The sequence below is a fragment of the Listeria sp. MAN/IMW/UF464 genome, assembly GCF_058683955.1.
Genome location: NZ_JBZWZP010000001.1, coordinates 622,461 through 647,705 on the forward strand (window position 1 = coordinate 622,461; position 25,245 = coordinate 647,705).

Consider the following 25,245-nt stretch of genomic DNA (forward strand, 5'->3'; position numbering starts at 1 on the left):
AAAAAATTCCTCCTCTTAATTATGGTTGCATTTTTATTTTGCTGGTTGTTGCGTTTTTTACGAGTTGCATGACTTTATAGGCCGAATAACCACTTGCTTTTTCAAAGTCTATGCCAATCCGTTTTTCTTCTCCTTTTGCAGGTACTACTTGTTTAAATGCTCGGTATTTTTCTTTGAGTTCAAGTGTATCAATACCTTTTTCATATGCTCGTTCGATAGCTTCTAAAAATTGTACAACAATCGTCATTTCTTCGGTTGTCCAGTCTGGATTTAGTGGATAACTATATTCCATTAACTAATTCCTCCCTTATTATGCAGTAACCCCAATTTCTCGGTAGTTTTTGTTGTAATTCGCTTTAATTCTTTTTGTTCGTCATCGGATAGATTTAACTCCAGTAATTCTCTTACTCCCTCAGCGCCTACAACAGCTGGTACGCTAACGAAAACTGGACTTTCTAAGCCATATGCTTCCTTCACTTCTACGCCTACTGTAAGCACCCTTGCTTCATCTCGTAAAATGACTTCTGTTAATTCAGCGAGCACAGTTACAGTACTAAAGCGGAAGCTACAGCTATCTTTAGTTTCAACAGGAAAATCAGGAATTTTTGTAATCATGTTTGTTAAATTTTGTAAATCATCCGATGTGATTCTTTTTTGTTCTTCGGCTAAATAACTTAAAATCGGTTTGCCACCAAGGAATGCTCGACTCCAAACGGGAATGACATCCTGAGTACTCTCTCCAATAATATAGCCATGCACGTTTTTAGGACTGATTTTAAATAACTTAGCAATTTCTACTTGAAAATAAGAAGTTGCTAGCATGGTGCCAGGTGTAATAATTTGATTTGCCGGCAAGCCAGAAAAATGTTTAATTAAGGAAGCAACAATATTACTTTCGGCAGTCGCCACTAACACTATTCCTTGAAAACCAGTCGCCATCATCTTCTTCACTTTTTCTTTGATTAATGCTAAATTATCTTCATTTGAGAAAGACTCATTTGACATTTCTTCTTGAAAAAAAAGGACGAGATCCGCACTTCGACATTCATTAAAGGTTCCAGTGTTAACGGTTGCTGAAGAATGATAGTAGCTCGCATATTCAAAGTCTTGCACACTTGTTTTAGCTTGTTCATCTATTAAGTAAATCTCGGCGGGTAGTTTTTTTAAAAGAATTGTATGAATGTAGAGATTTTGTAGATTACTTCTGCCGATAACGACAATCTTTTTCTTCTTAGATGGCATATGGGTCTCCTCCTCATCAAGTCTCTTATTGTTATTTTAGCATGCTTCTACGGCAAAAATAAAATAACTTGACCGCATAAATAAAAAGCAATGCTCATTCGCTTTGCTTTTTACAAAATAATCTTATTTTAAGCCATTTCACGTCGTTTTACTTTTAAATAATGCGTTGCAAAACAGAAGAAGATTGGTAATACATAGCTAACGATAATAAGAATAATTACTTCTAAGATTCCTTTACCGATGTAGCCACCAGTCATTTTTACAAAGCCCGTGATTGGAGTTTCGAGAATTTGAATAACGGAACGCCATCCACCTGTATCATGCATGTGATGAATAAATCCTACAATAAAGGCCACAATCGTTAATAAAAAACAAATTCCTGCTACTACATACGCAAACCAAAATAGAGCTTTCTTCCAAGTTGCTGTTTGTTTCTCCATTTTTTCACCTGATTCAATTAGATTTGACTTGTTACGTTCACTTGTTACATTATACTCCTTTTTTTCTAAAACGGATACTTTAAATATTTCAAAAAATGAACTAAAAGAGTTTTTGTGAAATCACGCACTTATTTATATAGATAAAAAGCGGAAATACCCGTAAAGGATACTTCCGCTTTAAGTTGATTACATGTGAATTGGACGACCTAAAGCAAGTTCAGCTGCTTCCATTGTAAGCTCTCCAAGGGATGGATGAGCGTGGATAGTAAGCGCGATGTCTTCAGCTGTAATACCTGATTCGATTGCTAAGCCGATTTCTGAAATAATATCAGAAGCGTTCATTCCGGCAACTTGTGCACCGATAACTAGACCATCTTCTTTACGAGTAACTAGACGAACAAATCCTTCAGGTGCATCTAAAGAAAGCGCACGACCGTTACCGCCGAATGGGAATTTAGCAGCTTTTACATCAAAGCCTTTTTCTTTTGCTTCTTTTTCTGTTAAACCAACTGTTGCAAGTTCTGGGTCACTGAAAACAACAGCTGGAAGTGCTGTATAATCGTTTTCTGCTTTTTCGCCAGCAATTGCTTCAGCAGCGATTTTTGCTTCATAGCTAGCTTTGTGAGCTAGAGGAACACCAGGAACGATGTCACCAATTGCGAAAATGTTAGAAACGTTAGAGCGACCTTGTTTGTCAACTTCTACTAAACCGCGTTCTGTTACTTTAACGCCAGCTTGTTCTAAACCGATTTCGTCTGTATTTGGACGACGACCTACTGTTACTAAAACATAATCAGCTTCGATAGTTTTTGTTTCACCGTTAGCTTCATAAGTTACTTTAACGCCGTTTTCAGTTTCTTCAGCAGATTTTGCAAGTGCTTTAGTAACCATTTCAACGTTTTTGCTTTTCAGATTACGTTTAACTAGGGAAACCATGTCTTTTTCGTATGTTGGTAAGATTTCTGGACCACCTTCAAGGATAGTTAGTTCTGTACCAAGGTTAGCGAATGCTCCACCTAGTTCTGTTCCGATATATCCGCCGCCAATTACGACTAATTTTTTCGGAACTTCTGTTAGTGCAAGCGCACCAGTTGAGCTTAATACACGTTTACCATATTTGAAACCTGGGATTTCGATTGGACGAGATCCTGTTGCAATGATAACGTTATTGAATGTATAAGTTTGAGCGGAGTCAGGGTGGATCACACGCAGGGAATGATCATCCACGAAGAACGCTTCTCCTTCTAACATTTCAACTTTATTTTTCTTAAGAAGGCCTTTAACACCTGATGTAAGCTTGTTAACTACGCCGCCTTTCCATTCTTGTGCTTTTGTGAAATCTAAGTTCACGTTGTCCGCTGTAATACCCATGTTATCAGAGTGTCCAGCTTCTTTAAAACGGTGACCGATTGTGATAAGTGCTTTAGAAGGAATACATCCAACGTTTAAGCACACACCGCCGTAATATTCTTTTTCAATAATGGTAACTTTTTGTCCGAGTTGTGCAGCTCGGATTGCGGCTACATACCCACCTGGGCCTGCACCGATGACTATGGTGTCTCTTTCTTCTGGAAAATCGCCTACTACCATTTTGTTACACCTCCATTAGTAATAATTCTGGGTCGTTTAATAAACGTTTAATATTGTTCATTGCTTTTTGAGCAGTCGCGCCGTCAATTACACGGTGGTCAAAGCTCAAGGAAAGCGCTAGTACTGGTGCTGCTACAATTTCGCCATCTTTTACGATAGGTTTTTGAGCAATACGACCAACACCAAGGATAGCAACTTCTGGGTAATTAATTACTGGAGTGAACCATTGTCCGCCGGCAGAACCAATATTAGAAATAGTTGCGGAACCGTGGCGCATTTCGTCAGCTGTTAATTTACCATCACGTGCTTTTCCAGCTAGTTCGTTGATTTCATCAGAAATTTGGAATACGGATTTTTTGTCAGCATTCTTGATTACTGGCACGTATAAACCGTGATCTGTATCTGCTGCGATACCAACGTTGAAGTAATGTTTGTAAACAAGTTCTTCAGTTGCATCATCTAAAGTTGTGTTAAGCACTGGGAAGTCACGAAGCGTTGCAACAAGAGCTTTCACCATATAAGGTAAGAAAGTAAGTTTGATACCTTTTTCGGCAGCTACTTCTTTGAAACGTTTGCGGTGAGCCATAAGTGCAGTTACTTCGATTTCGTCCATTAAAGTAACGTGTGGTGCTGTATGTTTTGAGTTTACCATTGCTTTTGCAATCGCACGACGAGTTGGTGTTAATTTTTCGCGTGTTTCTGGGTAAGCATCGGAGCTTGCAACTGGTTGTTTTGCAGCTGCTTTTTCTGCTTTTGGTGCTGCTGCTTTTTCTTCTGTTTGAGCAGTAGTTGTTGCTGCAGCTGGTTGTTCGCCGTTTAGGAAAGCATCGATATCAGCTTTAACTACGCGGTTATTTTTCCCAGAGCCTGCTACTTCAGCGATATTAACGCCTTTTTCACGAGCATATTTACGTACAGAAGGCATTGCAATTACAAGGCCATTAGGATCTTTTTTAGATGATGGAGTTCCGTTTCCACCTGTAGCTGGAGCGGAAGTTGCATCGTTGTTTGTAAGTTCAGCTTCTTCTGCTGGGGATTCTGGAGTAGATTCATGACTAGCTTCTCCTTCAAAATCACCTTCAAATGTTACTAATACTTGACCAACTGTTGCTACTGTTCCTTCGCTAACTAAAATATCTTTAACAGTTCCATCTACTGGAGAAGTAATTTCTTCGACAGATTTGTCGTTTTGCACTTCAAAAATGGACTGATCTTCTTCTACTTTATCGCCCGGTTGAATAAACCATTTAACAATTTCACCTTCATGAATTCCTTCGCCAATATCTGGTAATTTGAATTCAAAAATTCCTTTTCCGCTAGCTTGTGCGGGTGCAGGAGTTGATTCTGTGGATTCTGCTTTTGGTGCTGCGCTTTCTTCTTCGGCGTCGTCTTCGTGACCTTCTACGCCATCAAATGTTACTAGTACTTGTCCAACTGTAGCAACTGTACCTTCAGCAACTTTGATTTCTTTAATTGTTCCTGAAACTGGAGAAGTGATTTCTTCCACTGATTTGTCGTTTTGTACTTCAAATAGGGATTCATCTTCTTCAATCTTATCGCCTGGTTGTACAAACCATTTAACGATTTCACCTTCATGGATACCTTCACCGATATCCGGTAATTTAAATGAATATGCCATTTTATTAAGCCTCCTGTAATTTCTAAGGTTCAGATAAACTGAACCTTAGTATAAAAATATTTCTTTCCCCTTCTAAAACTCCCCATAAGTTTTAAAACGGTCATTATTAATTAAAATGCAATAACTTCTTTTACTCGTTCAATGATATCGTTATGATTTGGTAACCAAACTGTTTCTGCTTGAGAGAACGGGAATACGCTATCTGGAGCAGCAACACGCATAACTGGTGCTTCTAGAGAAAGGATTGCATGGTCGTTAATTTCTGCAACGATATTAGCTGCAATACCTGCTTGTTTTTGTGCTTCTTGAACTACTACAGCACGGTTGGTTTTCTTAACGGAAGCAATGATTGTTTCCACATCAATTGGGCTAATTGTACGTAAATCGATAACTTCTACAGATACGCCATCTTTTTCAAGAGCTTCTGCTGCTTTCATTGATTCTTGTACCATTGCACCGTAAGTGATGATAGAAACATCAGTACCTTCACGACGAACAGCTGCTTTACCAATTTCTACTGTGTATTCGCCTTCTGGAACTTCTTCACGGAAAGAACGATATAATTTCATATGCTCTAAGAAAATAACAGGATCGTTATCACGAATTGCTGAGATTAAAAGACCTTTTGCATCGTATGGAGTGGAAGGAATTACCACTTTTAAACCAGGAGATTGAGCCATTAATCCTTCTAAGTTATCAGCGTGCATTTCTGGTGTATGAACTCCACCACCAAAAGGTGCGCGAATTGTAATTGGAGCAGTACGAGTTCCGCCAGTACGGTAACGCATACGAGCCATTTGACCAGCAACGGAATCCATTACTTCAAATACGAAACCGAAGAATTGAATTTCTGGAACTGGACGGAAACCTTCAAGTGCAAGACCGATAGCAAGACCACCGATACCAGATTCTGCTAGAGGAGTATCGAATACACGATCTTCGCCAAATTTTTCTTGTAATCCTTCTGTTGCACGGAATACGCCGCCGTTTTTACCAACATCTTCCCCAAAAACTAATACGTTTTCGTCTTTTTCAAGTTCTACTGCAAGCGCATCTGTAATCGCTTGAATCATTGTTTTTTGCGCCATGATTATTTCGACTCCTTCGCTTCATAGATTGCCAGTTGCTCTTTGATAGGAGCAGTTGGTGTTTCGTACATATTTTTAAGAAGATCAGTTACAGTTTGTTTTGGTGTAGCGTCTGCTTCTTTAATTGCTACTTTGATTTCTTCTTTAGCTTGATCGATAACAGCATTTTCTTTTTCTTCGTTCCAAAGGCCTTTACCTTCTAAGAAAGTACGGAAGCGAACGATTGGATCTTTAAGTTCCCATTCTCCGTCAAGTTCTTTTGTACGGTAACGAGTTGGATCATCACCAGAAAGTGTATGTGGACCATAACGGTAAGTCATCGTTTCGATTAATGTTGGGCCTTCACCAGCAACTGCACGTTCACGAGCGAATTTAGTTACAGCATATACTGCAAGTGGATCCATTCCGTCTACTTGTACGCCTGGGATTCCGGCTGCAACTGCTTTTTGAGCTAATGTTTCAGCAGCTGATTGTTTTTCACGAGGTGTAGAAATCGCGAATTTGTTATTTTGTACTACGAAGATTGCTGGAGCATGGTAAGCACCCGCAAAGTTCATTCCTTCATAGAAGTCACCTTGTGAAGAACCACCGTCACCTGTATAAGTGATTACAACAGCGTCTTTTTTACGTTTTTTAAGACCTAGAGCAACACCGGCAGCTTGCACGATTTGTGCACCGATGATGATTTGTGGTGATAATACATTTAAATCTTCAGGGAATTGGTTACCTACAAAGTGTCCACGAGAGAAAAGGAACGCTTTTGTAAGTGGAAGTCCGTGCCAGATAAGTTGAGGCACATCACGGTAACCTGGAAGAATATAGTCATGTTTTTCAAGTGCATAGTGACTTGCAAGTTGGGAAGCTTCTTGTCCAGCAGTTGGAGCATAGAAACCTAGACGTCCTTGACGGTTAAGTGAAATAGAACGTTGGTCAAGTACACGAGTCCAAACCATGCGAGTCATTAATTCTACTAACTCGTCATCAGTTAAATCCGGCATTAAATCTGGATTTACGATTTCTCCTTTTTCATTTAGAATTTGAACTAATTCAAATTGTTTATGAACAGCCTCAAATTGTTTCTTTACGTCGATAATAGCCTTCTTTGTTTTAGAAGCCATTTCGTATCCACCCTTTCGTCATTCACATTGTACAGTTTCAAATTCTTCATTAGTTAGGTATGCGTTTTATGTAACGCTCGTCCGGTCATTTACCCATCTAAATGAATTCTTTTAAAACTGCCATCCTGATTGTGTATTAATTATAATAGCGTAGTAAAAAGAAAAGTTGTTCTATAGAAAGAAGCAGATTCCGGAAGCTTTTTTCTAAATTCCTATCAACTAATTACGCAGCCTCTCCAGTTATTACCACAAAATCCTCATTGAAAACATGGGTTTTAAGAGAGTTTGTGAAAAAACATTCATTCCTTCACAATGTTTCATAAAAAAACAGGAACTTTACTTTTATTTAAAATGTTAATTCTGTTTTACTCAAAAACAAGAATTTTATTAATACACTAATCTTCTCTCTTAATTTACACTACCAAGATTATGAAGTCAATAAGTTAATCTCTAATTATTTTATCGCTTACAATGGCATTATAACTTAAATCATTCGCTTTCCAGTTCTGTATTAAAAAAAGATAAAACAGATGCAAACTGTTATATAATATTGCAACTCTCGCATTATCACACCTATTTCGACGTTTTATTTATAAAATATTGTTAGTTTGTGAATTCACAAACTTATAAAATTTTTCACCGTTTCGTTTATACGAACAATATATCTATTTTATTTATAAATGTTCGTTATTTAAACTTTGCTATTTTTAACAAATATGCCTTTAGTCCTAAAAAAACACGGTTTTTTCTTGGAAAGTAATATTTCATTCCTTTTTTTTCGTTCTTTTGTTAAAATAAGGATATGTTATTAAAGAACAGGAGAGAATCAAATCATGCTTACAATGGACGATATTGTACGAGAAGGTCATCCAGCACTTCGCGAAGTTGCAACAGAAGTGACTTTCCCGCTTTCAGATGAAGAAAAAAAATTAGGGCACGATATGCTCGAGTTTCTAATTAATAGTCAGGATGAAGAGTTAGCAGAAAAATACGGTTTGCGTGGTGGTGTTGGAATTGCGGCTCCACAACTAGCTGTAACAAAACGTTTCCTAGCTATCCATGTACACGATGAAAAAGATCGTCTTTATAGTTATGTGCTTTATAATCCAAAAATTCGTAGCCATTCTGTACAACAAGCTTGTCTTTCTGGTGGAGAAGGTTGCCTTTCCGTTGACCGTGAAGTTCCTGGTTATGTTGTACGTAGTGAACGAGTGACAATTGATGCCTTTGATGAAAATGGTACGCCACTTAAGCTCCGTTTTAAAGGCTATCCAGCAATTGTTGTGCAACATGAAATTGATCATTTGAATGGCGTTATGTTTTATGACCATATTAATAAAGAAAATCCATCTTACTTGCCACCTGATGTGGATGTATTTGGATGAAATGAATAAAACCCCGCAGGAATCTATATCCTGTGGGGTTTTTATTTTATAAATGTCCGCCAACTTTTTCTATTTTTATATCTAACTTGCGAAATTTACGTTCATAAGCATCGCCTGAAAAAAGAACTAAGTCTAGTTCATCATGTACGAAATTACCAGCTGTATCAATTAAAGTTTCCTCCATTAAACGTGTGTCAATTTTAGCAAAAACAGTATGATAGTCAGCATCTCTAATCGTTTGACCTACCGTACATTCAAAAATAATCGGGCATGAATCTATGTATAGTGCTCCGCTTTCACTTTTGGTTAGCTCAATCTGGTATTCTTTTACTTTATCGATACGCTTTCCGGATGAAAAGCCACCTTGTTCAATTAAATCGAACTGTTTAGTGGTCGGAAAATTCACGGCGAATTTCTCTCCCGGTTTTAAATAGTTGCTCGCGTTACTTTCGGCAGATATACCAATGACTAAAGTATCTCCAAGTGTATACGATGATGATCCCGTTGACATTTGCGCTTCTCCTAGTTCGTTTAAGTAAGTTAATAGAAAAACTGGATAAGCAGGGTAAAATTTGGTTGTGTCTAGTTTCTTTTTCATAGTTAGCACCTCTAGGTTTTAATTTTCTTTCTATTATAAAGTTCGTGAAGTGGAATTACAAGAATAAATCGGAACCTCGTAGATAGCTTCTTGCAGTGATTTTCTGGTAAGATAAATAGGAAAGAAGGTGGAAAACTTGGAACGTTATGATAGACAAATGCGAGTCGCAAATATAGGTAAAATCGGTCAAGAGAAATTGCTTTCGAAAACGATTCTGATTGTTGGTGTTGGGGCAATTGGTTCCTACGCGGCGGAAATTTGTGCGCGCATGGGTTTTGGGAAATTAATTTTAATTGACCGCGATTATGTAGAATTAAGTAATTTACAACGACAATCACTTTATACAGAACTAGATGCGCTCGAGAAACAAGCAAAAGCGTATGCAGCTCAGAAAGCACTATTGTTAATTAATAGCGAGATTGAAGTGGAATATATTGTTGACGATGCGAATATGACAAGTTTAACCACTTTTGCTAAGAAAATTGATTACATACTTGATTGTACGGATAATTTTATGACTCGCGATTTTTTAAACCAATTTTGTTTTATCCATCAAATTCCTTGGATTTTTACTTCTTGTGCGGGAAATTATGCTAATCTTATGCCGATTATCCCTCCTGACTCTGCTTGTTTACACTGTTTGCTTGGTGATATTCCCCAAACAAATGCTGCAAGTTGCAATATTGTTGGAGTTGATGGCGCGCTCATTCCGATTGTCGCAGGAATGCAAGTCTCGTTACTTACACAAATGATTTTAAACCCTGATTTCACTGCAAATACATACTATCAAATAGATAATTGGCAGTTGAATTTCCAATCACTAGCTGTCAAAAAACGCCCTCACTGCACAGGCTGCTCACCTGAAAAAGTACGTTCGGAAGTACCCTTTTCTAAGCAAACTATCGCACTTTGTGGACGAGATACCGTACAGTTTCACCTCCAAAATAAAAGTAACTTCCGCGAAATAAAACAACGATTAGCGGAACAAAAAATGCTTTATACGGAAAATCCAGCTTTACTAAGTTTTAATTATGAAAAATATCAATTTGTTATTTTTAAAAATGGTCGAGTTTTACTGCACGGAACTGAAAATTTAGCGGAAGCAAAGAAAATATACCAACTATTTTTTAATTAAGGGAGGAAGTTATGGAGCAAAAAACGTTTATTAAGGTAACTTGTAGTATTTTGACGATTAGTGATACAAGGAATTTAGAAACCGATACGAGCGGCAAACTGATTCAATCTTTGTTAGAGGCTGCGGGACACCAAGTGATTACACGAGTTATTGTTCCTGACGACGCCCCTCGTATAAAACAGGAAATGGACAAATTAGCAGCTAACGGTTCCTTTTGTTTAATTACAAATGGCGGTACGGGAATTGCTAAGCGCGATGTTACTTATGAAGCTTTATTCGCAACTATTCAGCAAGAAATTCCTGGTTTTGGAGAAATTTTTCGAATGCTTAGTTACGAGGAAGTTGGTAGTCGCGCGATGGTGTCTCGTGCTTTTGCAGGTTTTTCAGAGAGCGGTTTGCTGATTTTTGCCTTACCGGGGTCAAGTAATGCTTCGAGACTCGCTACGGAAAAATTAATTATACCTGAATTGCCGCATTTAATAGCGGAACGACAAAAATAAAACCATCCGGCTCGCGGGCCGGATGGTTTTATTTATCCACCAATTTGGCTCATACGTCGCCAAGTTGGTTTATTAGATTGAACTTCATCTTGTAATTTCAATGCCATTTCATGATTTTCTGGTTTATTATCAATTGCTTTTTGGACAAGTTGCATTAATTTTACTGGTTCATGTATAAATGGACGAATATTCATTTCCTCATCCCAGTACAAACAGGCTTTAATATAGCCATCTGCCGTGAGTCGCAATCGGTTACAGCTATCACAAAAATGCGAGCTAACTGGATGTATTACACCAAATGTTCCTTTCGCTCCTTTAATTCGGAAGTTTTCAGAAGGACCATTTCCGCGAATAGTATCAACTGGTTCATATTCGAAACTAGCATCATCACACGCTTTAAAAATAGTATCTAGTGGCAAATACTTTTCTTTCCAACTCGTACCCGCATGACCAATCGGCATATATTCAATAAAGCGAATATTAATGTCTTTATCTTTTGTAAATTGAAGGAAATCCGTTATTTCGTCGTCGTTTTGCCCTTTGATTAAAACAACATTTAGTTTAATTGGGAATAGCCCAACTTCTTCGGCTTTTTGAATACCATCGAGTACTTTTTGCAAACGGCCGCCACGTGTAATTGCTTGAAAACGATCTGCATGCAAGGAATCCAAACTAATATTAACACGGGTTAATCCTGCTTCTTTCAAGGCCTCTGCTTTTTTCGCCAAATACATCGCATTCGTTGTAATCGAAATATCTTCTATCTCAGGAATTGCTCCAAGCCCACGAACAATTTCCACAATATCGGTTCTAAGTAATGGCTCTCCTCCCGTGATGCGAACTTTTTTGATGCCAAATTTCACCATTAACTCCATAAAACTGACAATTTCATCTTTGGATAGTACTTTTTCATGAGGCAAAAATGTCAGGCCTTCTTCGGGCATACAATACACACACCTTAAATTGCATCGATCTGTTACTGAAATCCGAATGTAATCGTGTACCCGCCCAAATTTATCCTTTAATAATTGCATAAAACAAAACTCCTATCCTACAAAATAGTTACGCTTCTGCTTTAAATGTCCCGCTTTTTCCACCTGTTTTTTCGACTAAATATGTTTTTTCTATTTGCATCCCTTTATCCATTGCTTTACACATATCATAAATTGTTAATGCCGCAACGGTAACTGCGGTCAGTGCTTCCATTTCTACCCCTGTTTTTCCAACAGTCACTACTTCTGATGTGATCGTTAATGCCGTCTTTCCATCATCATCAAAAGAAATATCGGCTTTGGTTGTCATGATTGGATGACACATCGGGATAAGTTCGCTCGTTTTTTTCGCGGCCATGATGCCAGCCACTTGTGCAACAGCCAAAACGTCTCCTTTAGCAATTTTACCAGCATGAATACGCGCTAAGGTTTCTTCGTTCATATGTATGGTAGCTCTAGCGATTGCACGTCGTTTCGTTTCTGATTTGCTCGTGACATCGACCATTTTCGCACGTTTTTCATCATTAAAATGGGTTAAATCGTCTTTATCCATCTAGTATCCTCCTTATCCACCGCTAACTGGTGGAATTACCGCGATTTCTGTTATTTCATTTGGCAAAATATCTTGATCGTGTTGAAATTCCATATTAACTGCCAACATACACGTTGCCAAATCCACAGCGATTTCAGGAAATTCACTACTAATGACTTCCCGAACTTCACCAACTGTTTCGCATTGCTGTAAATTTAACTTTACTTCTGTTTGCTTTGTTTTCTCAGCTAAAAAAGCGAAAAACTTAACCGTTGTGAGCATCTATGCCACCCCACCTTATTTGATCGACATCTTTTTCTTCTTTCCATATTGGTACTCGTTCTTTTAAACGTTCAATAATATATCTGGATCCTTCATAACAAGCAGCCCGGTGTGGTGTTGATACGCCGATAAACACTGCTATATCAGTTATTTCTAAAAGTCCTAATCGGTGGACGATGACTACATCTGCACCCCACTTAGTTTCTACTTCTGTGGCTAATTTATTTAACTCTTTTAACGCCATTGCTTCATAAGCAGTGTAGCGAATTTCTTCTGTTTGAATATCGCCAGTCCATTCGCGAATTGTGCCGACAAACAGATTAATTCCGCCGTGATTTTTATTGATTAGTTTTTCAGAAAGTGGTCCGATTTCAATTTTTTCGTGTTGTAAAGCTACATATTTCATTGTAAAAACTCCTTGATTAACGTTTCAGCAAACATGTTTAAAGCTTCTTCTTCTCCGATAAAAATTGCCTCTTCTTTTAAAGCTGGATTGTGCGTAGCGATTTTATGAACGGCTTTGCTATTTTTTAAAAGCTCGATTTCTGCTTTTTCTCGAATTAAAATGATTTTTGGAAAAGGTCCTTCTTTATAGCCTTCTATGAGAACAATATCTGAGTCCGGTAGTTTTTGGATGGCAGTTTTTAAATCGATGCCAGTTTGTTCCATGACAGCATATTGTCTAGAATTCGCAATCACAACAGCTTCCGCACCACTTTCTCGAAAAGAATACGAATCTGTTCCAGCGTGATCAACAGAAAAGTCATGCGCATCGTGTTTAATGGCAGAAACCGTATAATTTTCTTTGCGGCTAGCCCGAATTAGCGCGTTAAGCAAGGTTGTTTTTCCGCTATTTTTAAAACCGATTATTTGGAGGATAGTAGCCATGCTTCGACCTCTTCTCCTTGATATTTTCCAACCTTACCGCGTGGAATTTTAAATAAACAGGTTGTTAAATGAAGGTTTCCTAGCGCACTCGACATATCACTTCCTACCAATTCAACCAAATACTCTCCTTCTTCTGATAGATGATAGGTTCCTCGTAAAAATCGGTCAAAGCCATTATTCTTCGTGTAATCGCTCGCCATTTTTGCGCAGACTTTAGTAGTTGCCGTATTATCTTTTCCCATAAAGGTTGCGAGTACGGGTTCTACTAATAAATAAAAACCTGTGAAACATGCACCAGGGTTACCCGAAAGCGCGATAATAAGTGTCTTATTCAACCACATTCCAGTAGTCGGACTACCAGGTCTCATTTGAATTTTATTAAAAAGTAATTCGGCCTCATGTTTTGCAATATCCGCCATAAAATCATAATCTCCAACTGAAACACCACCAGTAGTGACAATTAAGTCCGCAATTTCCGTCAGCTCAAATAAACGGGCTTTTGTATCTTCATAGTTATCTGGTAGTTGTTCAGCCGCGCAGATTTCTGCATGGTGCACTGTTAGAAGATTTTCAAGTAGTGGTTGATTACTATTATAAATTTTGCCATCCGGAAGCGAATTTCCAGCAGGAACAAGTTCACTTCCTGTAGATAAAATAGCAACTTTTGGCTTTCTAATTACTTGGACTTCCGAAATACCAAATGATGATAGTAAACTTATCGAGCCTGCATTTAAAGTGTGTCCGCGGTCTAGGAGCAAATCACCTTTCGCAAATTCGGCACCGATTTCCGTAATATTACTAGATTTTTGCGTATTTATAAGAACAATATCATTTTTATTTTCAGCTTCTCTTGATTGTTCGAGCATAATAATTTTTGAGGCGTTATCAGGTACTTTTGCTCCTGTCATGATCCTCACTGTTTCGCCTGGTTTTAGTGGTTTATCATATGTTTTACCACAAGGAACCTCTGCTACGACATGTAAAGTAATCGGATAATTACCGTCATCTTCTTCTGTAATTGCAAACCCATCATAACCAGAACGTCTAAAATACGGCGCGGGAAACGGCGCAAAAATCGGTTCTTGTAAAACTTGATTTAACGCTTCCGTGACGTTTTTTCGTTCGACTGGAAGATGCGTTATTTGGTTACATAATACTTCTCTCGCTTGTTCCATTCTAATGGTGTTTCTTTTTTCAATCATCTGGGCGCACTTCCCTTCTATAAATCATGTATGCGTTTTCTTTAGTACCAATATACAGGAGTTTTACCGTTTTAAAAAGTAAAGCGACTTCTAATTAATCCGCTGCTTTAAATCCGTATTTTTCAAGTATTTTTTGTGCTTCTGATTTATTCATAAAGTCGAGGAATGTTGTGGTAGGTTCTTTTTTCTCTGAATCAGTTACTTGTGCGCTATAGTAGGCAATTGGGTCATGAAGTTTTGCATCAATTTTCGCTTTCACTTGTACTTTTTTACTTAAAATCGCATCCGTTTGGTAAACGAAGCCAGCATCTGCATTTCCCGCTTCGACATATGATAAAACTTGGCGAACATCTGTCGCAAGAACGAGTTTTGCTTTTTCAGTATTATAAAGATTTAAATTTTCAAGTGTTTGCTTAGCATAAGCGCCTGCTGGGACAGATTCCGGATCTCCAATGGCAATTTTATCGGCATTATCCAGTAATTGTTCTAAACTTAATTCTTCCTTCTGATCAGCATTTTTCGGTTCAATTAACACAAGGTCATTTCCGGCAAATTCTTTCATGTTCTCGGCTAATTTTTGTTTACTTAACGTATCTGCATCTTTTTTACTTGCTAAAAGGACACCATCAATTGGCGCACCACTTTCCACGCGTTCACGAATTTGACCAGAACCACCAAAGTCAAAAGATAATTTAATAGATGGATATGCTTTTTCGAAAAGTGGTTTTACGTCATCCATCGTATCTTTTAAGCTTGCCGCTGCTGAAATATGTATAGTTGTTGTTTTTATTTTCTCTGGGGTATTCGCGCAGGCACCCACAAGTAATAAGAATAAGCAGCTTATAAGTAACGCTATTTTTTTCATCGTTCATCCCCCTTTTTTATTTAGTTACATTGTACTTAAGTTTGACATTTTATACCAGAGAGAACGATAATAATAGAAGTACTAGAGGGTTATTCAGGAGGAGTTTTATGTTTACATCTGTTTGGCATACACTACTTGTTGCCACAATTTCTACGTTTCTCGCATTTATGACGATGTTACCACTGAGTTATTATTTTGCTGGTCGAAAATCACGCTTTCAGTTACTTGTGGAGATTTTAATTTTACTTCCGCTTGTTTTACCGCCAACTGTGGTCGGTTTAGTATTACTGAATGTGCTTGGCCGCAATGATTTTATTGGTGGTGTGCTTTGGGATACATTTGATTTTAGTTTTATCTTTTCCCTTAGTGGTGCTATCGTTGCGACGACGATTATTATTTTACCAATTATGTATCAAGGGCTTAAATCAGCATTTTTATCGATTGATCACGAACTTGTATGGGCAGCAGAGACTCTTTCAGCGAATAAAAAACAGATTTTCACAAAAATTATTTTACCGAACTGCTGGCAACCAATTTTAGCAGGAGTTTTGCTTAGTTTTTGCCGGGCGATGGGTGAATTTGGCGCAAGTTTGATGGTGGCCGGATACATAGAAGGAAAAACCGATACAATAGCTTCAAGCATCTATTTTATGGTTCAACAAGGCGACATGCGTACTGCGATTTACCTTGGACTAATTAACGTCATTATCGGCGTATTTGCGCTACTTGTCATTCATGTTTTGACCGTACGCCAAAGTAATTTAACGAGGGGGATGTAATTATGCTGAGATTACAATTTCATAAAAAACTTCCTTTTCATGATTTAAATATTGATTATACGTTTGAAAAACCAGTAACTGCGATGATGGGCGCAAGTGGTTCTGGAAAATCAACGTTATTCCAATGCGTGAGTGGATTAAAGAGCATCGACGGCGGGATTATCGAGTTTGATGGGACACCGTGGGATGATTCGAATATTTCCTTACACCTTCCAGTAACGGAACGAAAAGTCGGTTACTTATTCCAAAATCTAGCTTTATTTCCAAATATGAATGTTTATGAAAATATCGCGTTTGGCTTAAAAGTGAAAAAAAAGAAGAAAAAAGAACAAGCAGAAATCCAACAACAAGTAAGAAAAATGAGTGATTATCTGCAAATTTCGCACCTACTATATTCTTCTGTTCAAAAACTTTCTGGCGGTGAGAAACAACGGGTTGCGATGGCACGAGCGATGATTACTGAGCCGAAATTACTGTTACTTGATGAACCTTTCAACGGGCTAGATGAAGAAACACGTTTAATTTGTATGAAATTAGTTGGTCAGATGGCCAAAGATTTCCATATACCAGTTATTTTTGTAACGCATTATGCCTCGGAAGCAGAAATGATGACGGAAGAAATTTTAGTTATGAGAGATGGTCGACTTGAAAAACGCAAAAGTTAATGTGGGTATTGTATTAGCTGGTGGGAAGTCTAGCCGTTTTGGCAAGTCAAAAGCCCTTTTCCAGAATGAGGCGACTGGGAAAACATGGGTGGAGCTCACTGTTAATAAATTGAAACCATTTTGCGAAATGGTTTTTGTATCCGCAAATCAAGAAAATTATCAAAAATTAGTTGCGCTTTTTTATGAGGACTCATCTATTCAAATTATTCCCGACCAACTTGCATATAAAGATTTCGGGCCGCTTGGTGGAATTTACGCTATCATGACTCATAAAAATGCCTACCCCGAAGCTAACTACCTGATACTTCCTGTCGATATGCCTTTTTTAACTTCCAGCGAAATTAGTCGATTAGCTGCATTTCCAAATCACTTTGCAAAAACAGCAGAGGAAAATCACTATTTGGTTTTGAACATTCCCTACTCGCGTGAAATCTTACATAATTTATTGCAAAAAGAACAACATCGTGTTCGCGGCTTACTTGAAAAACTACAAACTAAGCCGTTAGAATTTGAAAATGAAGCACCATTTAGGAATATCAACCGCCAAAATGAACTTTTTTAACCTTTTCTTATGCTTTTCTTTAGTTATGTTTGGTAAACTAGAGAAAAGCATGAGAGAGGTTTTTTTATGAAATTTTTTCGCTTACTGTGGGTATTTACTTGGAAACAAGCACTTTGTTGTCTTTTTCCGGGCATTATTTTCATTTCACTCGCCCTTACAAAACTAATTGAAATTCCTTTTATTGCGCGCTATGACTTACTTTTAATCATTTGCCTCGTCACACAAATTGTCCTGATAAAGTTTGGGTTAGAAACTTGGGATGAACTTAAAGTTATCATGATTTTTCACTTGATTGGTCTGGGGCTTGAAATTTATAAAGTACATATGGGATCTTGGAGTTATCCAGAACCTGGTTTAATGAAACTCTTCGGCGTACCACTGTATAGCGGATTTATGTATTCAAGCGTGGCAAGTTATATTTGTCAGGCCTGGAAGAGATTTGATCTTAAAATGACAAATTGGCCAAATATTTGGTTAGTAAGTAGTCTTTGCATAGCGATTTACGCCAATTTTTTCACGCACCATTTTATAATGGATTTTCGGTGGATTTTGATTATTTTAGTTCTCCTACTATTCCGAAAAACATATGTTTATTTTAAAGTTAGCGCTACTCAGCTCAAAATGCCTTTATCTTTTTCATTTTTGTGTATTGCATTTTTTATCTATCTCGCGGAAAATATTGCTAGTTTTTACGGTGCTTGGGCGTATCCTGATCAGCTTGTTGCTTGGCGGCCAGTGCATGTCTCAAAAATAACGAGTTGGTACTTACTTGTGATTATTAGTATTATTATCGTCGCGCAACTTAAATTCATTAAACAGAAATGGGAACAGGAGCAAATAACAACAAAAAGCGAGGCTACACTGAAATAGTGGCCTCGCTTTTGATTTAAATTAGTTTTAGATGCTGAAGCGCTTTATAAACGCCATCTTCATCCACATGGTCAGTAACATAATCCGCAACTGCTTTCACTTCGTCGCGACCATTTCCCATTGCAACACCGGTGCCAACAGCTTGTAGCATCGCGATGTCGTTAAGTCCGTCGCCAAATGCATAAGTATCTTCCATCGAAAAGCCAAGTTTTTTGATCATCTGCTTAATACCTTCCGCCTTGGAACCGTCTGCTGGACAAACATCTACTGAAACATCATGCCAACGTAAGAAACCATATTGTTTAAATTCTTTGCGGTAATAAGCATCATACGACTCATCACAAAACAGTAAGCACTGATAAATATCTCGACCTTTGTAATAATTAGCATCTACTTTAGGGTAATCTCTTTTAATAGAATTCATTCCGATTGTAATTCGGTCATGATCTGGTAAATTCGCACGCATGGAATCTTTTCCAGAAAAAACAATTGGATGCTCATGCTCCGATGCCACCGTAATTAGTCGTTCTAATGACTCGGTTGGTAATGGTTTAGCGTAGATTTCTTTCCCTTCAAAAATAACATATTGTCCGTTATAACAAATGTAGGAATTAATATCTAGTTCTTTTCTTATTTCATCTAACATAAATGGGCCGCGACCCGTTGCAATAGCGACATAAACGCCATTTTCTTTCAATTTAGCAATCGCTTGTTTTGCTGAAGCTGGAATTTCTTTTGTTTCACCTACAAGCGTACCATCTACATCGAAAAATACAATTTTACTCATCAATTAAACGCCTCAATCCTCTATCCATTTTAAAATCACTTAGCTTAAATTATAGCAGAAAGCGACCAAAAAATCACAAACTGTCGGGCTTTGGCAAAATTAATTATACTTTCTAGTAGCAATTATCTGGATTTATGGTATATTAGAAAGAAGGATATAGATCGGATGAACATTTATAGAACAACAATGGAACGTGAAAAAAAGTTTATAATTACATCTTTTACTCGGAAATTTGTTTCAAATTCCCAAAATAAAGGTATGCAATTATAACGGATAAGAAAATTGTTATACGTGCACAGCTATTTTTATACATTAGTCTGTGGTAATTTTTCTTTGTCTTTTTTATGCCTAATTGTTAGTATCTCGTGCACCCATATCCGCTTGCTACTAAGTCCACAACTGAAAGCAAGCCAATTATTACTGAATAATTATTAGATTTTCGACCAGAGAATCTATTTTTAAAAACTAAACTTAAAATTTAAGGAGAGAAAAACATGATTTTTAAAGTATTTTATCAAGAAACACTTACAGAAACACCCGTACGCGAAAAAACACAATCTTTATATGTAGAAGCGGAAAGCGAAGTAAAAGTACGCCAACTTTTAAAAGATGAGCCTTTCCACATCGAATTTGTCGAAAAAATTAGTGACGCGCACTTAGCTTACGAAAAGGAAAACCCAGACTTCGCGCTCTGGGAAAAATAAGCCTATATGAAATTTGTAAAAAATAATGAGACAGCTGTTTTCGCCCTCGGTGGACTAGGCGAAATCGGTAAAAACACATATGGCGTACAATTTCAAGACGAAATTATTTTAATTGATGCAGGAATCAAGTTCCCAGAAGACGAACTTCTTGGGATTGACTATGTTATTCCTGACTACAGTTATCTAGTAAAAAATAAAGATAAGATTAAAGGACTTTTTATCACCCATGGTCATGAAGATCACATCGGTGGCGTTCCTTACTTACTTCGCGATCTTAATATCCCAATTTATGCTGGGAAGCTTGCGAGTGCTCTTATTCGCAACAAATTAGAAGAACATGGTTTGCTTCGTCAAACTAAAATTTATGAATATGAAGAAGATGACGTTTTTAAATTCAGAAAAACTAGCATCTCATTCTTCCGTACAACACATAGTATTCCTGATACGTATGGTATTGTTGTCAAAACTCCATCAGGTAACATCGTTCACACTGGTGACTTCAAATTTGATTTCACACCAGTTGGTGAACCTGCTAACCTGACAAAAATGGCTGAAATTGGTAAAGAAGGCGTCCTTTGTTTACTATCAGATAGTACAAACGCTGAGGTACCAAATTTCACAATGAGTGAACGCGTCGTTGGTGAAAGTATTAAAAACATTTTCCGCGACGTTGAAGGACGAATTATCTTCGCTACCTTCGCATCCAATATTTACCGTTTACAACAAGTAGTTGAATCCTCTATCGAAACTGGCCGTAAAATCGCTGTTTTCGGTCGTAGTATGGAATCAGCTATGGAAATCGGTAAGCAATTAGGTTATATTCAAGCTCCAAAAGATACATTTATTGATGTGCATCAACTTAATAAAACACCAGCAGGAAATGTGACGATCCTTTGTACAGGAAGTCAAGGTGAACCAATGGCTGCTCTTTCAAGAATTGCTAATGGTACTCACCGTCAAATCCAAATTCAACCAGGTGATACGGTAGTCTTCTCGTCTTCCCCTATTCCTGGTAATACGACAAGTGTTAACCGCACAATCAATTTACTTTATCAAGCTGGTGCAGAAGTTATTCATGGTAAAGTAAATAATATCCATACTTCTGGTCACGGTGGTCAACAAGAGCAAAAACTTATGCTACGTCTTATGAAACCTAAATTCTTTATGCCAATTCACGGTGAATTCAGAATGCAAAAAATTCATGCTGAATCTGCCGAAGAGTGTGGCGTACCAGAAGAAAATAGTTTCATTATGGCAAACGGTGATGTCCTTGCGTTAACAAGTGAGACAGCTCATGTTGCTGGTAAAATCCATGCAGCTAGTGTCTATATTGATGGTAGCGGAATTGGGGATATTGGTAATATCGTCCTGCGCGATCGTCGCATTCTTTCTGAAGAAGGACTTGTTATTGTCGTCGTTTCAATTGATATGAAAAACTCACGTGTCATGGCTGGTCCTGACATCATTTCTCGCGGATTTATTTATATGCGTGAATCCGGTAATTTAATCGGAGAAGCTCAAGGTCTTCTTACACGTCACTTAAATAAAGTAATGGAGCAAAAAACAACGCAATGGTCTGAAATCAAGAACGAAATTACAGATACTTTGCAACCTTTCTTGTACGAAAAAACAAAACGACGTCCAATGATTTTACCTATAATCATGGAAGTATAGTTTTAAAGACGATAAATGGTTTCAAAATCATTTATCGTTTTTTGTTGATTTCTCAGAAAGACGATGGTATGTTTAAACAAACTAAATAAGAAAGACGAGGAAAATTTTATGACAGAAACTAGGACAGAAACGAAGCAAAAAAAACCGTCCACTTTTACTAAAGTTATGAAAATTGCTAGCGTTACACTTTTAGGAATTCTCTTTTTCTCCATTACAGGTTTGGCAGCGAAGTATTACATCACCGTTCAAAATACTTTTACAAAAATAAATGTTCCTTTAGAAACAAGTAATAAAACAACAAGTGATTTAGATAAGAAAAAACCTTTTTCCGTATTACTTATGGGTTCTGATGCTCGCCCCGGTGAAACGAATGGTCGAGCAGATACAATTATCCTTGCAACAGCCAATAAACAACAAAACGCTGTCGAAATGGTCAGCATCCCTCGTGATACAAAAGTAGATTATGGAAATGGCGATATTGGAAAAATCAATGCTTCCTATTCGAACGGAGGCCCTTCAGGAACCGTTTCAGCAGTTGAAAAACTAATGCCAGGTGTTCCGGTAGATTATTTTATTTCTATCAATATGGAAGGCTTTAAAGACCTTGTTGACGCAGTTGGTGGTATTACAGTTTATAACGACATTGATTTAACAGAAGTAAATAGCAAATTTGTAAAAGGAAATATTACTTTAAATGGGACGGACGCTTTACAATATGTCCGTATTCGTCACGAAGATCCTCGCGGTGACTTTGGTCGTCAAGATAGACAACGCGACGTTATTATCGGTATCGCGAATAAAGTTATAAGTTCATCAGGCGTATCCAATTTCGAAAGCATCATGAAAGCTGTTGGAGATAATTTCCAAACTAATATGACGCTTACAGATATTACTTCTATGGCTACCAATTATTCTTCCGTTCTTAAAAACGTTGATTCGCAAGAGCTTAAAGGTGAAGGAGAAATGATTTATAGTGAGTCATACGGATTCGATTTATATTATTTTGCACCAGATGAAACCGACTTAGAACGTGTAATTAACATGTTTAAGAAGAGTTTAGATATAAACGAATAAAAATAAAAGATGACTGAGGCCCATTAAGCTTCAGTCATCTTTTTTATTGATGCTTCGTAATCAAGGTTTCCATTTCATTAATTACCTTTTTGCACGCTTGTTGATGATAATCAAAGACAATTTCATAATCAGGTTCTACCTCTTTATCTAAAGTCACATGATAAAGGATTTCAATATTGTTAATCGCCCGTTCAACTAATATGGTAAATTGGAGCATTGGTTCCTCTGAATTTACATCTCCAACAAAACTACTATCAGTAATAATTTGTTCTCGCGTTTTTCGTAGTTCAATTAATTGCTTCCATAAGCCTTTAATCTTCGGTGCGAGCGCTTTAGCATCTTCAGAATTAATCTCTAGCGCTTTAATGTTTGCCAGTAGGTCTTTTTCCTTAGAGATGAAAACTTGATTTAATTTTTTAGCTTTTTTCCGTGGATAAAGCGCATAAACAAGAAAACCAATCGCTAGGCCGATCATCGTATCAAATAAGCGATCTCTTAAAAAGACAATTGGCTCCCCGTCTCCTTTACCAACTAATACCATCACCGTAATAACAACAATAACCATCGTGAATTTTTTAGTGAAAAGATAGCTCAGCGCAACAGCAAGCGCCGCGCCAATTGGAATCATAATATAGTGATGGTTTGGTACTAAAAGATATACAAACGCTGCAAGTAACCCACCAACTATCGTCCCAACAATACGTTCAATACTAGATTTATATGTTGCCCCTTTTGTCATTTGAGCAGTGATATAAATGGCATTAAAGACATATGTCGGATAAACAATCCAATCGCCCATTACCGGGAAAAGCAAAATAGCTATTGTAATACTAATTAAGACTTTAGCAACGCGGGGATCAAGAGCAAGGCGCTCTTTCATTGAAATTTTTTTCATTTCTTGTCCCCTCCTTCAGCTAATTCAGCCATTCCTTTTTTTATAGCTAGAAAGTTTTCAACGAATTTTTTCACGTGAAAAGAAGCAACTGGGTTTGTTTCTTTGGCATTAATCTCAGTTGAAACTTCGACATTTATTGTGGCTAGCGCTTTTTTTGCTTCTTCCGACAAACCTACCCTACCAATATCCTCAAGCGTTTGCATATGAAAAAAGAGCTGTAAATAATTCGGCAGTAACGCTTGATAAATTTCCACATGACGCGGATTCATATTTTTACTAGTGCCATATTCTTTAATAAACATTTGCGACTGTACAAAAATGCTATACAGTGGTTTCGATACAAATTTCCCGTTATTTTTAAAAACGCTTTCCATTTCTTTATCAAATAGTCCCATTAATTGCTTCATAATCGTCTGGACAGTTTTTTCAAGCGGCAAATGGACGTACCTTACAACGAGTCTTACTAAAATAAAAAATACAAATACATCAACGAGTGCTACTATCACCATTACGTAAAGCGGCATTGGTAAGTCTTCTGTCCCAAGAAAATAAAGTGCTGTTCCAATTGCTAGCGTCATCACCATGTATTTTTGCGGCATCGTAAAATTCACTATTAAAATAACAATTAACATTACAAAATAATAAATATATACATTGATTGGAAAAAAGTAAGTACTGATAATAACGAATGCGCACGCTAACGTAAAAGCTATCGCAATTTGAGGAATGACTTTTCGAGTAATCCCATATGTAGGTTGCATGGAAATAATCCCTATTAAAACAACAATAGGTAAAACTCCAGCCAAATCAGGAAAAATAACAGTATGAACAATAACACAAATACTTGCATAAATAAATGCTTGCAACATTTGAATTAATCCTCGCGCCCCAATTTTATCTAGCAAAAATTTTTTCATCAGTTCCCCTCTCTTCTATCACGTTTACTTAAGCTCTGTAACTATAATAGAAAATAAATGATTAGATAGCAAGTAAACAATAAAAAAACCTAGGCATATAATAGATATTGTTGCACATCTTCATATATTGCATAGGTTTTGTGTTTATTGAATTTTTTCTTGTAATCGTTCAATATCGTCATCTGAACCAATAACGATTAAAATATCTCCTTCATGAAGTACATCATTTGCTTCAGGAGTAATAATCATTTGTTTGTCTTTTTTTATGCCGACGATGTTAACGCCAAATGAGTTACGAAAATCTAAGTCAACAAGGCTTTTGCCGAGGAAACGCGGATCAGAAACCGAAATCTCCACTAAGCTATATTCATCAGAAAGTTCTAGATAATCAAGCATGTTTTTCGATACGATATAATGCGCAATTCGTCGTCCCATATCCCGCTCTGGATGGACAACTCGGTCAGCTCCGATTTTATCTAGTAATTTAGCATGCTTATCATTTGTTGCTTTTGCAGTAACATATTTTACGCCCATTTCTTTTAAAATCAGCGTTGTTAAAATACTTGACTGAATATCTTCACCAATTGCGACAATAACATGCTCGAAATTTCGAATACCTAATTGACGAAGCGCATTTTCATCGGTGGAATTGGCGATAACTGCATGAGTAGCAATCGACATATATTCATTTACCCGTTCTTCATCAGAATCGATGGCAAGCACTTCCATTCCTTGTTCGACAAGTGAACGACAAATACTTCCGCCAAAGCGCCCAAGACCGATGACTGCAAATCCCTCTTTCATGTGTAGCTTACCTCCCTG

The 25,245-nt window shown here is 37.3% G+C and carries 29 protein-coding genes; 10 read left to right on the forward strand and 19 right to left on the reverse strand.

Annotation, left to right across the window (positions count from 1 at the left end):
• Positions 1 to 19: 19 nt before the first annotated feature.
• The 7 genes from AC4PG0_RS03135 to pdhA all read right to left on the reverse strand — a co-directional run bounded on the left by AC4PG0_RS03135 (position 20) and on the right by pdhA (position 7,117).
• Positions 20 to 292, reverse strand: coding sequence for a UPF0223 family protein (locus AC4PG0_RS03135; RefSeq protein WP_003722685.1), 273 nt, complete (start codon positions 290 to 292; stop codon positions 20 to 22).
• Positions 292 to 1,242 (reverse strand): Rossmann-fold NAD(P)-binding domain-containing protein, encoded by a 951-nt coding sequence (locus AC4PG0_RS03140; protein WP_492167443.1) that lies wholly within the window; start codon positions 1,240 to 1,242, stop codon positions 292 to 294. Before AC4PG0_RS03140 ends, AC4PG0_RS03135 begins: the two co-directional genes overlap by 1 nt.
• Positions 1,243 to 1,370: 128 nt before the next feature.
• Positions 1,371 to 1,682, reverse strand: coding sequence for a hypothetical protein (locus tag AC4PG0_RS03145; RefSeq protein WP_003725567.1), 312 nt, complete (start codon positions 1,680 to 1,682; stop codon positions 1,371 to 1,373).
• Between the two features lie 186 nt (positions 1,683 to 1,868).
• The gene (gene lpdA / locus AC4PG0_RS03150; RefSeq protein ID WP_003727021.1) at positions 1,869 to 3,272 is read right to left on the reverse strand and encodes a dihydrolipoyl dehydrogenase; all 1,404 of its coding nucleotides are present in this window, start codon (positions 3,270 to 3,272) and stop codon (positions 1,869 to 1,871) included.
• 4 nt (positions 3,273 to 3,276) lie between these two features.
• Positions 3,277 to 4,911 carry a dihydrolipoyllysine-residue acetyltransferase gene (locus tag AC4PG0_RS03155; protein ID WP_003730099.1) on the reverse strand — a complete coding sequence of 545 codons (1,635 nt, stop codon included), beginning with the start codon at positions 4,909 to 4,911 and terminating at the stop codon, positions 3,277 to 3,279.
• 110 nt (positions 4,912 to 5,021) lie between these two features.
• Positions 5,022 to 5,999 carry an alpha-ketoacid dehydrogenase subunit beta gene (locus tag AC4PG0_RS03160; protein ID WP_003722680.1) on the reverse strand — a complete coding sequence of 326 codons (978 nt, stop codon included), beginning with the start codon at positions 5,997 to 5,999 and terminating at the stop codon, positions 5,022 to 5,024.
• Positions 6,000 to 6,001: 2 nt separating this feature from the next.
• Entirely contained in the window at positions 6,002 to 7,117 is a 1,116-nt protein-coding gene (pdhA, locus tag AC4PG0_RS03165) for a pyruvate dehydrogenase (acetyl-transferring) E1 component subunit alpha (protein WP_003727023.1), read from the reverse strand.
• A gap of 833 nt (positions 7,118 to 7,950) precedes the next feature.
• Here pdhA and def point away from each other — a divergent pair.
• On the forward strand, positions 7,951 to 8,502 hold the full coding sequence (def, locus tag AC4PG0_RS03170; protein ID WP_003761600.1) for a peptide deformylase: 552 nt from the start codon (positions 7,951 to 7,953) through the stop codon (positions 8,500 to 8,502).
• Positions 8,503 to 8,548: 46 nt separating this feature from the next.
• On the opposite strand, the gene AC4PG0_RS03175 is transcribed toward def, so the two are convergent.
• The gene (locus tag AC4PG0_RS03175; RefSeq protein ID WP_003761597.1) at positions 8,549 to 9,100 is read right to left on the reverse strand and encodes a flavin reductase family protein; all 552 of its coding nucleotides are present in this window, start codon (positions 9,098 to 9,100) and stop codon (positions 8,549 to 8,551) included.
• Between the two features lie 136 nt (positions 9,101 to 9,236).
• Here AC4PG0_RS03175 and AC4PG0_RS03180 point away from each other — a divergent pair, with 136 nt between their 5' ends.
• On the forward strand, positions 9,237 to 10,235 hold the full coding sequence (locus AC4PG0_RS03180) for a ThiF family adenylyltransferase (protein ID WP_492167442.1): 999 nt from the start codon (positions 9,237 to 9,239) through the stop codon (positions 10,233 to 10,235).
• A gap of 11 nt (positions 10,236 to 10,246) precedes the next feature.
• Complete coding sequence (locus AC4PG0_RS03185; RefSeq protein WP_003761595.1) at positions 10,247 to 10,735, forward strand: MogA/MoaB family molybdenum cofactor biosynthesis protein; 489 nt, start codon at positions 10,247 to 10,249, stop codon at positions 10,733 to 10,735.
• Positions 10,736 to 10,767: 32 nt separating this feature from the next.
• On the opposite strand, the gene moaA is transcribed toward AC4PG0_RS03185, so the two are convergent.
• The 7 genes from moaA to modA form a co-directional block, all read right to left on the reverse strand.
• Entirely contained in the window at positions 10,768 to 11,769 is a 1,002-nt protein-coding gene (gene moaA, locus AC4PG0_RS03190; protein ID WP_045554627.1) for a GTP 3',8-cyclase MoaA, read from the reverse strand.
• Between the two features lie 28 nt (positions 11,770 to 11,797).
• Positions 11,798 to 12,280 (reverse strand): cyclic pyranopterin monophosphate synthase MoaC, encoded by a 483-nt coding sequence (gene moaC / locus AC4PG0_RS03195; RefSeq protein WP_003761589.1) that lies wholly within the window; start codon positions 12,278 to 12,280, stop codon positions 11,798 to 11,800.
• 12 nt (positions 12,281 to 12,292) lie between these two features.
• Positions 12,293 to 12,541, reverse strand: a complete 249-nt coding sequence (gene moaD, locus AC4PG0_RS03200) for a molybdopterin converting factor subunit 1 (RefSeq protein ID WP_003761587.1) — start codon at positions 12,539 to 12,541, stop codon at positions 12,293 to 12,295.
• Positions 12,525 to 12,947 carry a molybdenum cofactor biosynthesis protein MoaE gene (locus AC4PG0_RS03205; RefSeq protein ID WP_003761585.1) on the reverse strand — a complete coding sequence of 141 codons (423 nt, stop codon included), beginning with the start codon at positions 12,945 to 12,947 and terminating at the stop codon, positions 12,525 to 12,527. Before AC4PG0_RS03205 ends, moaD begins: the two co-directional genes overlap by 17 nt.
• Positions 12,944 to 13,429 carry a molybdopterin-guanine dinucleotide biosynthesis protein B gene (mobB, locus tag AC4PG0_RS03210; RefSeq protein WP_492167441.1) on the reverse strand — a complete coding sequence of 162 codons (486 nt, stop codon included), beginning with the start codon at positions 13,427 to 13,429 and terminating at the stop codon, positions 12,944 to 12,946. The genes AC4PG0_RS03205 and mobB overlap by 4 nt, the downstream gene beginning before the upstream one ends.
• The gene (locus AC4PG0_RS03215) at positions 13,408 to 14,631 is read right to left on the reverse strand and encodes a molybdopterin molybdotransferase MoeA (RefSeq protein ID WP_492167440.1); all 1,224 of its coding nucleotides are present in this window, start codon (positions 14,629 to 14,631) and stop codon (positions 13,408 to 13,410) included. The genes mobB and AC4PG0_RS03215 overlap by 22 nt, the downstream gene beginning before the upstream one ends.
• A 94-nt stretch (positions 14,632 to 14,725) precedes the next feature.
• Complete coding sequence (gene modA, locus AC4PG0_RS03220; protein ID WP_492167439.1) at positions 14,726 to 15,496, reverse strand: molybdate ABC transporter substrate-binding protein; 771 nt, start codon at positions 15,494 to 15,496, stop codon at positions 14,726 to 14,728.
• A gap of 107 nt (positions 15,497 to 15,603) precedes the next feature.
• Between modA and AC4PG0_RS03225 the strand changes: the two genes are divergently transcribed.
• From AC4PG0_RS03225 to AC4PG0_RS03240, 4 genes are all read left to right on the forward strand, one after another.
• Positions 15,604 to 16,275, forward strand: coding sequence for a molybdate ABC transporter permease subunit (locus AC4PG0_RS03225; RefSeq protein WP_003761575.1), 672 nt, complete (start codon positions 15,604 to 15,606; stop codon positions 16,273 to 16,275).
• Between the two features lie 2 nt (positions 16,276 to 16,277).
• Positions 16,278 to 16,940 (forward strand): ATP-binding cassette domain-containing protein, encoded by a 663-nt coding sequence (locus tag AC4PG0_RS03230; RefSeq protein WP_003771289.1) that lies wholly within the window; start codon positions 16,278 to 16,280, stop codon positions 16,938 to 16,940.
• The gene (locus AC4PG0_RS03235; protein ID WP_492167438.1) at positions 16,921 to 17,502 is read left to right on the forward strand and encodes a molybdenum cofactor guanylyltransferase; all 582 of its coding nucleotides are present in this window, start codon (positions 16,921 to 16,923) and stop codon (positions 17,500 to 17,502) included. The genes AC4PG0_RS03230 and AC4PG0_RS03235 overlap by 20 nt, the downstream gene beginning before the upstream one ends.
• A 66-nt stretch (positions 17,503 to 17,568) precedes the next feature.
• Positions 17,569 to 18,372 (forward strand): DUF817 domain-containing protein, encoded by an 804-nt coding sequence (locus AC4PG0_RS03240; protein ID WP_045554621.1) that lies wholly within the window; start codon positions 17,569 to 17,571, stop codon positions 18,370 to 18,372.
• Between the two features lie 16 nt (positions 18,373 to 18,388).
• On the opposite strand, the gene AC4PG0_RS03245 is transcribed toward AC4PG0_RS03240, so the two are convergent.
• Positions 18,389 to 19,159, reverse strand: coding sequence for a Cof-type HAD-IIB family hydrolase (locus tag AC4PG0_RS03245; protein WP_003771285.1), 771 nt, complete (start codon positions 19,157 to 19,159; stop codon positions 18,389 to 18,391).
• Between the two features lie 494 nt (positions 19,160 to 19,653).
• Between AC4PG0_RS03245 and AC4PG0_RS03250 the strand changes: the two genes are divergently transcribed.
• The 3 genes from AC4PG0_RS03250 to AC4PG0_RS03260 all read left to right on the forward strand — a co-directional run bounded on the left by AC4PG0_RS03250 (position 19,654) and on the right by AC4PG0_RS03260 (position 22,611).
• A complete protein-coding gene (locus AC4PG0_RS03250; RefSeq protein ID WP_003722652.1) occupies positions 19,654 to 19,863 on the forward strand; it encodes a DNA-dependent RNA polymerase subunit epsilon in 210 nt (69 codons plus the stop codon).
• A 6-nt stretch (positions 19,864 to 19,869) separates the two neighbouring features.
• Positions 19,870 to 21,537: a ribonuclease J1 gene (gene rnjA, locus AC4PG0_RS03255; protein ID WP_003722651.1), complete on the forward strand. Its 1,668-nt coding sequence runs from the start codon at positions 19,870 to 19,872 to the stop codon at positions 21,535 to 21,537.
• A gap of 108 nt (positions 21,538 to 21,645) precedes the next feature.
• Complete coding sequence (locus tag AC4PG0_RS03260) at positions 21,646 to 22,611, forward strand: LCP family glycopolymer transferase (RefSeq protein ID WP_492167437.1); 966 nt, start codon at positions 21,646 to 21,648, stop codon at positions 22,609 to 22,611.
• A 43-nt stretch (positions 22,612 to 22,654) separates the two neighbouring features.
• Here AC4PG0_RS03260 and AC4PG0_RS03265 read toward each other — a convergent pair whose 3' ends face one another.
• The 3 genes from AC4PG0_RS03265 to AC4PG0_RS03275 form a co-directional block, all read right to left on the reverse strand.
• Positions 22,655 to 23,506 carry an FUSC family protein gene (locus tag AC4PG0_RS03265; protein WP_045553418.1) on the reverse strand — a complete coding sequence of 284 codons (852 nt, stop codon included), beginning with the start codon at positions 23,504 to 23,506 and terminating at the stop codon, positions 22,655 to 22,657.
• Positions 23,503 to 24,423: a hypothetical protein gene (locus tag AC4PG0_RS03270; RefSeq protein ID WP_003771281.1), complete on the reverse strand. Its 921-nt coding sequence runs from the start codon at positions 24,421 to 24,423 to the stop codon at positions 23,503 to 23,505. Before AC4PG0_RS03270 ends, AC4PG0_RS03265 begins: the two co-directional genes overlap by 4 nt.
• Positions 24,424 to 24,567: 144 nt before the next feature.
• Positions 24,568 to 25,227: a potassium channel family protein gene (locus tag AC4PG0_RS03275; protein WP_003719245.1), complete on the reverse strand. Its 660-nt coding sequence runs from the start codon at positions 25,225 to 25,227 to the stop codon at positions 24,568 to 24,570.
• Positions 25,228 to 25,245: the final 18 nt, after the last annotated feature.